Genomic DNA, 12452 nt, shown 5'->3' with positions numbered 1-12452 from the left:
GCGTCCCTCAAACAGCCGCAACGCAAAGGGGCGTGAGGTCCGTCAGGACCCCACGCCCCTTTGCTCAGCGGTTCACCGCGTCAGCGGATCAGTGCTTGCGGTGCGCCTTCGGCTGGTACGACTCGACGTAGCCGGCCGCCGGGCTGCCGACGCCGGTGACGTCGTCGTAGCCCTTGACCGCGGACAGGGAGCTGTCCTTGCCGAGGCTGCGGACCGAGGTCAGCAGGCCGTTGGTGGCGTCGAAGCCGTTGGCGAAGTCGACGCGGGCGACCGCGAGGTCCTTGCCGGTCGGCTTGTCGGTGACGTCGTGGTAGGCCTTCGTGCCGTACTTGGAGTAGATCAGCGGGTTGGCGAAGCCGATCGCCTTGCCGCCGCCCGCCTCCTGGGCGAGAGCCTGGACCGCCGCGATGACCGGCGCGGCCAGCGAGGTGCCGCCGATGCGGTACTCGCTGTACGCCTCGGTGCCGTCCGCCTGGGTCTGCGTCTGGCCGACCTTGAAACCGGTGTTGGGGTCGGCGATCGCGGAGATGTCCGGGACCACGCGGTTGCCGGTGGCGCTGTTGGCCTTCGCGAGGGAGTCCGGGACGACGCCCTTCTGGTAGTACGGCTCGCCGACCGTCTTGCTGGTGCCGCCGCCCGCGCCCGAGGTGAACGCGCCGGGGAAGTTGGTCCAGCTCTTGCCGTCGGCCGCCAGCAGAGCCTTCTCGGTGCCCCAGCCGGTCTCCCACAGGTACTTGTCGTCCTTGCCGACGGCGAGGGAGGTACCGCCGACCGCGGTCACCCAGGCGGAGTTGGCCGGGGTGTCGACCTGCTTCACCGTGGTGTTGGCGACCTCGTCGCCGTTGTCACCGGAGGAGAAGTAGAAGCCGATGCCCTGCACCGCGCCCAGCTGGAAGACCTGGTCGTAGGCGGCCTGGACGTCCGGGGTCTCGTTGCCCTCGATGTCGCCCCAGGAGTTGGAGACGATGTCGGCGAGGTGGTTGTCGACGATCTTGCTGAGCGCGTCCAGCAGGTCGCTGTCCTGGCAGGACGCGGCGCCCACGTACGTGACGTCGGCGTCCGGCGCGACCGCGTGCACGGCCTCGACGTCGAGGGTCTCCTCGCCGTACCAGCCCGAGGCGTCGCACTCGTCGGCGCCGGTGTTCGTGTAGTTCGGGGGCAGCACCTGGTGCAGCTGGCTCGTCTTCCACGAGGCGTCGCCGTGCGCCTTGGCGTAGGTGCCGGCGTCGTAGGCGATGGTCGGCGAGGCGAACGCGTCGGTGATCGCGACGCGCACGTGCTTGCCGGTGTACTTGCCGGCGCCGTAGGCGGCCCGCAGCTGCTTGCCGGTGTAGCCCTCGACGGCGTACGGGATCTTGGTGCCGTACGCGTCCGGCAGCGTGGTCGCGACGTTCGAGCCGTAGTACGAGGAGAACGGCCCGGAGTTCTTGAACACGGTGGCCGGGGGCGGCAGCGTGTCGTCGTGGGTCGCCTTGTGCGGCGCGTTGTCCAGGCCGGTGACGGTCAGGACGGCGTTGCCGACGGAAGACGGCACGGTCGCCGTCGTCGCCGGGGCGCGGTAGGTCTTCGAGCCCTTGGCGTAGTTGTGCAGCTGCGTGCCGAACGCCTTCTCGGCGGCGGCCACGTCGCCGGAGACGGCGACGTAGTGCTGCGTGACCTCGGTGACCGTCAGGCCGGCCGCGGTCAGCCAGGACTTGACGGCCTTCACCTGGGCCTTGGTGGCGCCGTAGCGGGCCTGCACCTGCTTGGCGCTGAGGTACTTGCCGTACAGCGGCGAGCTCGGGTCGGACACCGCCTTCGCGTAGGCCGCGAGGCCCTTGGCGTCCTGGCCGGCCAGGTAGACGCGGGCCTTGACCTGCGCGCTGTTCGAGGTGGCGCCCTTGTCCGCCTTCGCCGTGGCCCAGGTGGGCTTGGTGCCCTTCAGGCTGTCACGGGCCGGGCTGTCCGCAGCGTGCGCCGCGGGTATGCCGAGTGCGAGCGCGCCGACGATCATCGGCAGTGTCGCTGCCATACTCACGCTGGCCCGCACCTTGGCACGGTTGGATCTCATACTGCCCCCTGCTATGCGGTTCGTCGCATGGAGTGGTCGGTCGTCCGTGATCACCAGGAGGCCTGCGGCGGAACGGCCCGTGAATGGATCACACGGTGGACGTCACTCTTTCGGTGAACTGTTCATGCCAGGGGAATGAGAAACCCAAGGAAGTCCCAAGTGGGCGTTGATTAGGGGCTTTTGGTCCACTTTCGGCGGCGCGCAGAACATTACAGATCGGTTGCGATTGTTGTTGAAAGCTTGCGGTGCCGTTAAGTCGACAAGTCCCCCGTCTTGTACGGCAGTTCAGTCGCGGCAGTTCGGCCGCGACTGGTCAGTCGCGCGGCTTCGCGCCCCGCTCCTTCAGCATCTGCTTCATCGTCGTCAGCTCCGACTGCTGCGCGTCCACCATGCCCTGGGCGAGGCTCTTCTCCACCGTGACGGTGCACTTGGCCACACACCCCTCGGCCATGTGGATGCCGCCCTTGTGGTGGTCCGTCATCAGCTGGAGGTAGAAGATCTCCGCCTGCTTGCCGTTCAGGGTCCCCAGCTTCTTCAGCTCGGTGTCGGTCGCCATGCCCGGCATCAGCGAACCGTCCCCGCGCTCGGGCATGTCGCCCATGCCCATCCAGGACATCGGCGGCTTCGCCGACACCTTCGGCAGGTCCCACAGGTCCAGCCAGCCCAGCAGCATGCCCCGCTGGTTGGCCTGCGTCTGCGCGATGTCGTAGGCGAGCCGCCGCACCTCCACGTTCTGCGTGCGGTCGCGGATGATGTACGACATCTCCACGGCCTGCTGGTGGTGGACCGCCATGTCCCGCGCGAACCCCGCGTCCGCCCCGTCCGCGCTCGGAACGCTCAGGCCCCCACCGCCACCGCTGCCGTCCTCGGCGACCGCGTAGGTGATCGCGCCGGCGGCAACGAGCACCGCCGCAGCGGTCCCGGCGATCCAGCCGATGTGCCTCTTCACGTCACATCGTCCCGCCGGTGCAGGAGGCCCCCGGCTCCGGGGTCTGCTTGCCCTGCACGTACGTCTCGAAGAACTTGCCGACCTTCGGGTCGTCCGCGCTCGTCACGCTCAGCTGGTGCCCCCACGCCGTCAGCTCGATCGGCGAGGTCTGGTTCGTGTACGGGCTCATCAGCGAGTACGGCGTCTGCTTCACCTTCGCCGCCAGCGTGTCCACGTCGGACTTCTTCGCCTTGTCGGTGTACGTCACCCAGACCGCGCCGTGTTCGAGCGCGTGCACGGCGTTCTCGTCCTTCACGGCCTTGGTGTAGACGTTGCCGTTGCAGTTGAGCCACACCGGGTTGTGGTTGCCGCCGACCGGCGGGTGCATCGGGTAGCTCACGGTCCCCGTGACATGGGTGCGGGAGAGCTTGCCCGTCCAGGTCCGCACGCCGTCACTGCCGGTGGTGAAGTGCCCCGAGTCCCCGGAGCTGCCCTTCGCGTCGCTCGCGGTGTCGCTCTTTCCCGACTGCGAGTTGACGAGCACCACGCCGCCGACCACGAGACCGGCGACGACCACGACGCTCGCGCCGATCACCAGGATCCGGTTGCGCCGCTCACGCGCCTGCTCGGCACGCCGCATCTCCTCTATGCGTGCCTTGCGCGCTGCGTTGTTGCTCTTCTTGGCGGTAGCCATGGGCCGTGTCCTTCTTGGGGGAAAGGGGCGTGAAGGGTGGGGCTCGCTGATCGTAATGGGGGAGATGCGGCCGGTCGTAGGGAGGGCACAGGAAAGAACCGGAAAGACCCGCGATCCGACAGGAAACCGATAATTTGAATGGCGGATGCATATTACCTACGCTGGCCGGTATGCGGCTGCTGCGCTCCACCGACCTGGCTCTACGTCTCCTGATGCGGCTTGCCGTCGCGGACGGGTCCAGCCCGACGACCCGCGAGGTCGCGGCGGACATGGACGTGCCGTACACGCACGCTGCGAAGGTGGTCGCCGAACTCCAGCACCTGGGGCTGGTCGACGCCCGGCGCGGCCGGGGCGGCGGGCTCACGCTGACCGAGAGGGGCCGTACCGCCTCGGTGGGCGCGCTGGTGCGCACCTTCGAGGGCGACGGGGACGTGGTGGACTGCGAGGGGGCGACGCCCTGCCCGCTGAACTCCGGGTGCCGGCTGCGGGGCGCCCTGCGCCGGGCCCAGGAGGCGTTCTTCGCGTCGCTGGACCCGGTGACGGTGGCGGACATGGTGGCGGAGCCGACGGGGGCGCTGCTGCTCGGTATTTCCAAGGGGCCGGGGGCGGTTTAGCGCCTGTGGGGGTGCCGCGGTCTGCCGGTTTGCGGCTGCGGCGCCGTTGTGGCTGGTCGCGCCCACGCGGCGGTAGCCGCATATCAGACAGGGTCCCGCGCCCCTTTCGGGGCGTTGCGGCTCAGGTCTGTGCCAGCCACAGGTCCGGGCCGAAGACCTCGTAGTGGATGTCGGCCGCAGGTATGCCCTTCGCCAGCAGTTGGGCGCGGACCGCGCGCATGAAGGGAAGCGGGCCGCACAGGTACGCGCGCGTGCCGGGGTGTACCGGGACGTCGGCGAGGTCGACCAGGCCGCTGCGGGTGCCCGGTTCCCCGCCCCGCTCGTAGAAGAGGTGGACGGAGGCGTCCGGGAGCTTGGCCGCGTAGGCCGTGTGGTCGGCGCGCAGGGCGTGGTCGGCGGGGGAGCGGTCGCCGTGTACGACGGTCACCGGGGCGCGGTGGCCGTCGGCCGCGAGGGCGGCCAGCATCGCCACCATCGGCGTCACCCCGATACCGGCGGAGGCGAGCAGGAGAGGGCGGTCTGCGGTGTCGCCGAGCACGAGGTCGCCGTACGGCTCCGACAGTTCGAGGACGTCACCTTCGTGCACGCGCGCGTGCAGGTGACGGGAGACCTCGCCGTCGCGCTTGACGCTGAACTGGCGGACCGGCCCGCCCGGCGCGCCGGAGAGGCTGTACTGGCGTATCTGGCGGGCGCCGTCGGGGAGGGTGACGCCCACGGAGACGTACTGCCCGGCCCGGAAGCCGCGCACCGCCGCCCGGCCGTCCACCGGCCGCACCCGGAAGGTCACGACGTCGGCGGTCTCCGCCACCCGCTCGACGACCTCCCACGGCCGCAGCCCCTGGAGGTCGCCGCTCTCCTCGTACAGCCGCTTCTCGATCGCGACGAGCGCGTTCGCCATCAGCCAGTAGACCTCGTCCCAGGCGGCGGCGACCTCGGGCGTGACGGCGTCGCCGAGCACCTCGGCGATGGCGGCGAAGAGGTGCTCGTGGACGACGGCGTACTGCTCGGGCGTGACGCCCAGCGAGGCGTGCTTGTGGGCGATGCGCCCGAGCATCGCGTCGGGCCGCTGGTCCGGGTGGTCCAGCAGGTGCGTGGCGAACGCGGCGATGGAGCCGGCGAGGGCCTGCCGCTGGGTGCCGGCGGCCTGGTTGCCGCGGTTGAAGAGGTTGCGCAGCAGGTCGGGGTGGGCGGCGAAGAGCCGGGCGTAGAAACGCCCGGTGATCTCGCCGATCGCCGCGCCGACGACGGGCAGGGTGGCGCGGACGGTGGCGGCGGACGGCTCGGACAGCATCGGGGCTCCTTGTGGCTCGGCCGAACGGCTCGGTGTCCCGCACGCTATTAAAACTTGCATCTGAGATTCAAATTTAAGGACCGTGGTGTCCGTCACCGTGGTGTCCGTCACCGTGGTGTCTGTCACCGTGGGGTCCGTCACCTGACGGACACCCGGGAAACCGGTCCGGCCATTACGGATGTCGGCGCGAGCAGGCAAGATGGGCGGCAGGGCAGGACACCTGCCGTACGAGAGCCGTTCAGGCCGAGGTCGCTCGGGCGATCAAGGTGCGCAACGCGCATGAAATGCTGTTGTGGTGTGATGCTCAGGTGCCCGACCGCCTCCTGCGGGACAGGGAGACAGGCGGCCTGACCAGCAAGGATGGGGAAGCGGAAGATGGACAAGCAGCAGGAGTTCGTGCTCCGGACCTTGGAGGAGCGCGACATCCGGTTCGTACGCCTGTGGTTCACGGACGTGCTGGGCTTCCTCAAGTCCGTCGCCGTGGCCCCGGCCGAGCTTGAACAGGCCTTCGACGAGGGCATCGGCTTCGACGGCTCCGCCATCGAGGGCTTCGCCCGGGTCTACGAGTCCGACATGATCGCCAAGCCGGATCCGTCCACCTTCCAGGTCCTGCCGTGGCGCGCGGAGACCCCCGGCACGGCCCGCATGTTCTGCGACATCCTCATGCCGGACGGCTCCCCGTCCTTCGCGGACCCCCGGTACGTGCTGAAGCGTGCCCTGGCCCGCACCTCCGACCTCGGCTTCACCTTCTACACCCACCCCGAGATCGAGTTCTTCCTCCTGAAGGACCGCCCGCTGGACGGCTCCCGCCCCACCCCGGCCGACAACTCCGGCTACTTCGACCACACCCCCACCAACGTCGGCATGGACTTCCGCCGCCAGGCGATCACCATGCTGGAGTCGATGGGCATCTCGGTCGAGTTCTCCCACCACGAGGGCGCCCCCGGCCAGCAGGAGATCGACCTGCGCTACGCCGACGCGCTCTCCACGGCCGACAACATCATGACGTTCCGCCTTGTCATGAAGCAGGTCGCGCTGGAGCAGGGGGTGCAGGCGACCTTCATGCCGAAGCCGTTCTCCGAGCACCCCGGCTCCGGCATGCACACCCACCTCTCCCTCTTCGAGGGCGACCGCAACGCCTTCTACGAGTCGGGCGCCGAGTTCCAGCTCTCCAAGGTCGGCCGCTCCTTCATCGCGGGCCTGCTGAAGCACGCCGCCGAGATCGCGGCGGTCACCAACCAGTGGGTGAACTCCTACAAGCGCATCTGGGGCGGCTCCGAGCGCACGGCGGGCGCCGGCGGCGAGGCCCCGTCCTACATCTGCTGGGGCCACAACAACCGCAGCGCGCTGGTCCGCGTCCCGATGTACAAGCCCGGCAAGACCGGCTCGGCCCGCGTCGAGGTCCGCTCCATCGACTCCGGCGCCAACCCGTACCTGGCCTACGCCGTCCTGCTGGCCGCCGGCCTCAAGGGCATCGAGGAGGGCTACGAGCTCCCGCCGGGCGCCGAGGACGACGTCTGGGCCCTCTCCAACGCCGAGCGCCGCGCCATGGGCATCGAACCCCTCCCGCAGAACCTCGGCGAGGCCCTGACCCTCATGGAGAACAGCGACCTGGTCGCCGACACCCTCGGCGAACACGTCTTCGACTTCTTCCTGCGCAACAAGCGCCAGGAGTGGGAGGAGTACCGCAGCGAGGTCACGGCCTTCGAGCTGCGGAAGAACCTGCCGGTGCTGTAACCCTCCGGGGGCATGTCGTCACGATTCGGTCACCCTGGGCCTTCGCGGGGTCACGGTCTGCTATCCAATGGGGGATCGGCGGCCCGGGGGGACTGAAGATGTACGCGCTGAATCCAAACAAGATCGTTTTTGGAGCGGACCTGAAGACGGTCCTCGTCACCGCGGCCGTCACGCTCATAGCGACCCCGTTGATCTACATGGTGGCCCGGCGCGTCGGCGCGTTCTTGCGGGAGAACATCCGGATGTGGCTGGAGGCCGCGCTCTTCCGGCTCGGTAAATGGTCGCGCAGCTCGCTGGCCAAGCGGGTGAGTCTCAGGGGGTACTGTCGCTACGGCCTCGGCGCCGGCCACGCACGGTACCTCCTGATACCCAACCAGGATGAGTCGGAAGCGCTGGAGGTGGACAGCGCGTTCGTCTCCCTCAAGCTCCAGAACGGCGCCGCCTCCTTCGTGTACTCCGGCGATGTCGCCGAGATCCAGGACATGTCCCGGGTGCGGGTGATCGGAGACCCGGGTTCGGGCAAGTCGTCGCTGGCCAAGAAGATGTTCCGGGACGCCTGCCGGGAGGCGATGGCGCTGCGCCCCGGACACCGGCTGCCGATCCTCATCGAGCTGAAGCGCTTCACCCCACCGAAGAACGTCACCACCGACAAGACCAGGGCCAAATGGGCTGTGACCTTCCTGCGTGAGCACGTCGCCAGGGTGCAGGGCTTCGAGATGGGCGAACTGTTCGACTCGTATGTCAGGGGCGGCGGCCTTTTTCTCATCCTCGACGGGCTCGACGAGGTCGCGGGCAGTGACTACCTGCGGGTCGCAGCCACCCTGCGTGCGCTCAGCGACCGGCTCGCCGCCGACAGCCCGCACAACTCCGTTGTCCTCACCATGCGCTCACAGTTCCACAGCCAGGTCAGCGGCCATCTGGAGACCGACTTCCCGCCGGTCTTCCATGTCCAGCCGTTCTCGCCGGAGGACATCTACGTCTTCCTCACGCAATGGCCGAACTACGCCGAGGACAGGGACAAGCGTGCCGAGATCCTCAGGCTCTACAACGACCTCACGGATCGCCCCACCCTCCGGGAGATGTGCGGCAACCCGCTCGTCCTCGCCATGTACGTCAGCCACGACCAGCACGGCGCCAAGGGCGTGTCGGTCGACACCCGCACGGCGTTCTACTCCAAGGTCGTCGAGGAACTCCTGGTCGCCCGGCGCGGCAGACAGTTGGAGAAACCCGCGAAGAGTCTGCTGCGCGAGCAGCGGGAGACCATCTTCGGGCGCCTGGCCTTCGAGCACATGCGCGACCCGGAGCAGGCGGCGAACTCCCTGTCCTGGACGCGTGCAATCGATGTCGTGGCCGGGATCTACCAGTGCGACAGGGGCGAGGCCGTGCAGCGCTTCCGCGAGCTCGCCAAGGAGACCGGCCTGGTCTCTGAGGAGCGCAGCGAGGAGAGCTACCGCTTCATCCACCTCACGTTCTGCGAGTTCTTCGCAGCCAAGGAGGCCGCCGAAGGGCGTGAGGAGGGGTGGTCGGAGCTGATGGCCGCGCACCACGCCTTGAAGGCGAACCCGGATGCGTACACAGCCTCCCGCCTTGAGGAGGTCATCCCGTTCGCCCTCGCCCTGCTGCCCCGGGCTCGCCGCGCCGACGCCCTGCGGGAGCTGGACGGCGGCAGCCTGGTCGTCGGCCGCTGTTTCCTGGAGACGCAGTTGTACGACCACTCGTCGTGGGCGGAGTATGCGGCGGTCGAGTCGGAGTTCCTGACCCGGACCCCGTCCAGCTCCTGGGACGACGCGTGGCTGCGGCGGCTGCATCTGTTCAATGTCGTCCTCAAGGACGCGGAGGAATGGCTGACCGCGTACGGCAGGAGACCCCAGACCACCCTGGAGGACCTTTTCCGCAACCTCGTCCAGGACGACCGCGAGCGGCTCGGCCAGCTCTTCGGCAGCTACGCCGCCGTCGACGCGCCGGCCGCGATGCGGCTTGCGACTGCCACGGGGGTCGACCTGGTGGCCGAGCAGCCTGGTCTGATGGTGGAGAGCATGTCGTATCCGCCGTTCCGGGCCATGGTCCTGGAGACGGTCGAGGCGGCGACGAACCCCTCGGACGACCTGGTTCTGCTGGTGGCCGAGGCAGGGCTGCGCCATCGGTCGGTGGCCTTGGAGTGCGTCGGGGAGACGGCGCCCGAGTGGCTTGCCGACAAGGTGACGGCCCTGGACGGGCGTCAGGTCTGGTGCAGGTGGGACTTCGGGTGGCAGGTCTTTCAGCCGTCCCTGTACACGTTCTGCCTGAGCCATGCGGCTGAACTGGCCAGGAAAGGCGAGGTTCTTCATACCTCGGAATTTCCGGGAGTACTGGCGATTTCGGATGTGCCGGCTCCGGGCGGGCTCGTTTCCGGGTTCCGGTTTCTCCTGCGCCTGTGGTCTCTCGCCTTGATCTCCATGACGGTCTCCTTCGCGGTGGGCTGGGCGCCTTGGGTGATCGGCCTTGGGCCGTTCACGGTGGTCTCAGCGGGGGCGGCCCTCTGGCTCACGGGCTCGTACCACACGGCTTCCCAACTCGGCTCGGTTCCGGGAATGAGGCGTGAGATCTACACGACTTTGATCAACCTCGACACCCGGCCGCGCCGCTTGCCCAAGCCGGACCGGACGGGATCTCAGGAGCCGTTCTTGTACGAGATCCTGCGGATGTGGTCGCTGCCCGGCACCCTCTGGCTGCGGCACTTCTCCGCGAACCTGCTCGAAGCTTCCCGCACCCTGGACCGCGAACTCCCGCGACAACTGCGACCGAGCAAGCGCGGCTTGGCCTTCCTCCCCCGTCCCCGCTCCGAGCGTCGCCCCACCCCCCTCACGGAACGAACACCTCCGACACGGCAGACACGCTGACCAGCCGAGCACGCCCCGTCCCATTCGCGGGCACCTCGTACAGGTCCGCCCCGTAGTCGCCCGGCAGGGCGTAGACGACCGTGTGCGGGTTCTTCCACACCGCCTGGTCGTCCACGCTGCGGGTCTCGGCCAGCGGTGTCTCGTGCATGGTCCGGAGGTCGAGGACGTAGAGGCGCCAAGGGGCGTCCTTCGGGAGGCCCTTCACCCGTTTCTTGTAGGCGATGCGGGTGCCGTCGGGGGAGAGGGACGGGCATTCGACGTTGCTGTGGAGTGTGGTGACGGTGCGGGTGTGCAGGTCGCCTCGGACCAGGTACGTCGAGCCCTTCGTCGCCAGCGTCGCGTAGAACGTGCGGTCGTCCGGGGCGAACGTCACGCCCCAGAAGTTGACGTCCGCGGCCTGGTAGGGACGGCCGTCCCTGATGATCCGGAACGTCTCCAGGGACGGGATCAGGGTGCCGGCGCGGGTGTCGGCTATCGCCGTGCGGGTCGAGAAGTTCGTGCCCGCGTACGAGTCACCGCCCACGAACTCCGTCCAGGCCGCATAGTGACCGGTGGGGGAGACCCGGGCGCGGGACGGGATGCCCGGGACGTCGTAGCGGGCCTTCGTGTGCAGGTTCGCGTCCAGGATCAGCGCGCGGTAGGTGTCCGAGACCGGGCCGTGGACGGCCTGGAGGCAGACGCCCGTACCCGCGGCGGCGTAGAAGCGCAGGCATTTCACGCCGGAGGCGGTGCGGGGGCCGGCGGGGGCGGAGACCGGGACCGTGGTCAGCTCGTCGCGGTGCGGGCCCCAGGCCATGTTGCGGAAGACCATGTGACCGGGGGCCGTCAGGGTCACCGTTCCCGGCGTGACCTTCGGGCCGCCCGCCTGGGTGTGGTCGCGGCGCTCCGCCCGGGCCGAGGCGTGCAGGACGGAGGCCAGGGCGACGGCCGCCAGGACCGCCAGCGCCGAGAGGAGGACCAGGATGCGGGAACGCAGGGTCATACGGCGGCCTTCCGGGAGGGACGGAGGGTGAGGGCGTACACCGCGCACACCGCAAGGGCCACCGCCGACACGCTCAGCGCCGTACGGTCGCCCCACAGCGTCCACGCCGCCCCGAACCCCAGCGAGCAGGCGAAACGCGCCGCCGCCTGGCCCGTCTGCACCAGCGCCAGACCCGACGAGCGCAGCGCCTCGGGGACGCTGTCCGACGCGGCCGCCATCAGGACACCGTCGGTCGCCGCGTAGAACGTGCCGTGCAGGGCCAGCACCGCGTACGGGAGGGCGGTGCCGTGCCAGGACGTGAGCAGCAGTGCGTAGGCGAGCAACAGGGCCGCGTGGCCGGTCAGGAAGACGCGCCAGCGGCCCCAGCGGTCCGCCAGGCGGCCCAGGGGGACGGCCAGGAGGAGGAACGCGGCCGCCGTGCCGAGGGGGAGGAGGGCGAACCAGCGGTCCGGGACGCCGAGCCGGTGTTGCAGCAGCAGGTAGACGAAGGAGTCGCTCACCGTCGCGAGGCCCAGGAGCAGGGCGCAGACGGTGAGGCGGCGCAGGTCGCGGTCGGCGAGGAGGGCGAGTGCCGCGCGCAGTGTGGGGCGCGCGGTGGACGAAGCAGCCGTCTCGGCACGGCCGCCGCCACCCGGTACGAACAGGACCAGGATCAGCACGCCCAGCACCGCCACGCAGAAGCTCACCGTGAACACCGCGTCGTAGCCGTCCACCGTCGCCCGGAGGATGAGAAACGCGGCCAGGGGGCCGAGCAGGGCGCCCGCCGTGTCCATGGCGCGGTGCACACCGAAGGCACGGCCCCGGTTCTCCGGGGTGCTGGCGAGCGAGATCAGGGCGTCCCGGGGAGCCGTGCGCAGGCCCTTGCCGGTGCGGTCGGCCGCCAGGATCAGGCCGATGGGCGTCAGCGAATGCGCCACCAGCAGGAGGGGTTTGCAGAGTGCCGACAGGGCGTAGCCCGCGCCGGCCACCCACTTGTGGCGGCCGCCGCCGCGGTCGGCCAGGTGGCCGCCGACCAGGCGTACGACCGCCGAGAAGCCGTTGTAGACGCCGTCGAGGAGGCCGAAGCCCAGCGGGGACAGGCCCAGGCCCGCCACCAGGTACAGCGGGAGGACCGCCGTCACCATCTCGGAGGACACGTCCGTGACCAGGCTGACCGTGCCGAGGGCGAGGACGGTGGGCGCGATCGTGGAGCGGTACCGCCCGGCCGTCGCGGGCCGGGCGGTACCTTCCACGGACGCCGTCGCCGGAGTGCTCGCGCGGCTGTCCGCTACGTACAC

Annotated in this window: 9 protein-coding genes; 3 read left to right on the top strand and 6 right to left on the bottom strand. The window is 69.6% G+C overall.

What is annotated here, in order from left to right; translation table 11 throughout:
• Nucleotides 1-88 precede the first annotated feature (88 nt).
• The 3 genes from SSP29_RS15735 to SSP29_RS15725 form a co-directional block, all read right to left on the bottom strand.
• On the bottom strand, nucleotides 89-2050 hold the full coding sequence (locus SSP29_RS15735) for a S53 family peptidase (protein ID WP_089101256.1): 1962 nt from the start codon (nucleotides 2048-2050) through the stop codon (nucleotides 89-91).
• A gap of 313 nt (nucleotides 2051-2363) precedes the next feature.
• Entirely contained in the window at nucleotides 2364-2999 is a 636-nt protein-coding gene (locus tag SSP29_RS15730; protein WP_089101255.1) for a DUF305 domain-containing protein, read from the bottom strand.
• A gap of 1 nt (nucleotide 3000) precedes the next feature.
• Nucleotides 3001-3672, bottom strand: coding sequence for a thioredoxin-like domain-containing protein (locus SSP29_RS15725; RefSeq protein WP_089101254.1), 672 nt, complete (start codon nucleotides 3670-3672; stop codon nucleotides 3001-3003).
• A 170-nt stretch (nucleotides 3673-3842) separates the two neighbouring features.
• Here SSP29_RS15725 and SSP29_RS15720 point away from each other — a divergent pair, with 170 nt between their 5' ends.
• A complete protein-coding gene (locus tag SSP29_RS15720; protein ID WP_089101253.1) occupies nucleotides 3843-4286 on the top strand; it encodes an Rrf2 family transcriptional regulator in 444 nt (147 codons plus the stop codon).
• A gap of 121 nt (nucleotides 4287-4407) precedes the next feature.
• Here the strand turns inward: SSP29_RS15720 and SSP29_RS15715 are convergent, their stop codons facing one another.
• Nucleotides 4408-5577 carry a globin domain-containing protein gene (locus tag SSP29_RS15715; RefSeq protein ID WP_089101252.1) on the bottom strand — a complete coding sequence of 390 codons (1170 nt, stop codon included), beginning with the start codon at nucleotides 5575-5577 and terminating at the stop codon, nucleotides 4408-4410.
• A 375-nt stretch (nucleotides 5578-5952) separates the two neighbouring features.
• On the opposite strand from SSP29_RS15715, the gene glnA2 reads away from it, so the two are divergent.
• The gene (gene glnA2, locus SSP29_RS15710) at nucleotides 5953-7314 is read left to right on the top strand and encodes a gamma-glutamylpolyamine synthetase GlnA2 (protein WP_089101251.1); all 1362 of its coding nucleotides are present in this window, start codon (nucleotides 5953-5955) and stop codon (nucleotides 7312-7314) included.
• Nucleotides 7315-7412: 98 nt separating this feature from the next.
• Nucleotides 7413-10193 (top strand): NACHT domain-containing protein, encoded by a 2781-nt coding sequence (locus SSP29_RS15705; RefSeq protein WP_089101250.1) that lies wholly within the window; start codon nucleotides 7413-7415, stop codon nucleotides 10191-10193.
• Here SSP29_RS15705 and SSP29_RS15700 read toward each other — a convergent pair.
• Together SSP29_RS15700 and SSP29_RS15695 are read right to left on the bottom strand one after the other, a co-directional pair.
• On the bottom strand, nucleotides 10156-11175 hold the full coding sequence (locus SSP29_RS15700; protein ID WP_089101249.1) for a TolB family protein: 1020 nt from the start codon (nucleotides 11173-11175) through the stop codon (nucleotides 10156-10158). The genes SSP29_RS15705 and SSP29_RS15700 overlap by 38 nt on opposite strands.
• Nucleotides 11172-12452, bottom strand: a complete 1281-nt coding sequence (locus tag SSP29_RS15695) for an MFS transporter (protein ID WP_089101248.1) — start codon at nucleotides 12450-12452, stop codon at nucleotides 11172-11174. Before SSP29_RS15695 ends, SSP29_RS15700 begins: the two co-directional genes overlap by 4 nt.

The organism is Streptomyces hyaluromycini, assembly GCF_002217755.1.
Lineage (GTDB): Bacteria > Actinomycetota > Actinomycetes > Streptomycetales > Streptomycetaceae > Streptomyces > Streptomyces hyaluromycini.
This window is presented reverse-complemented; position numbering and strand designations above follow the sequence as displayed.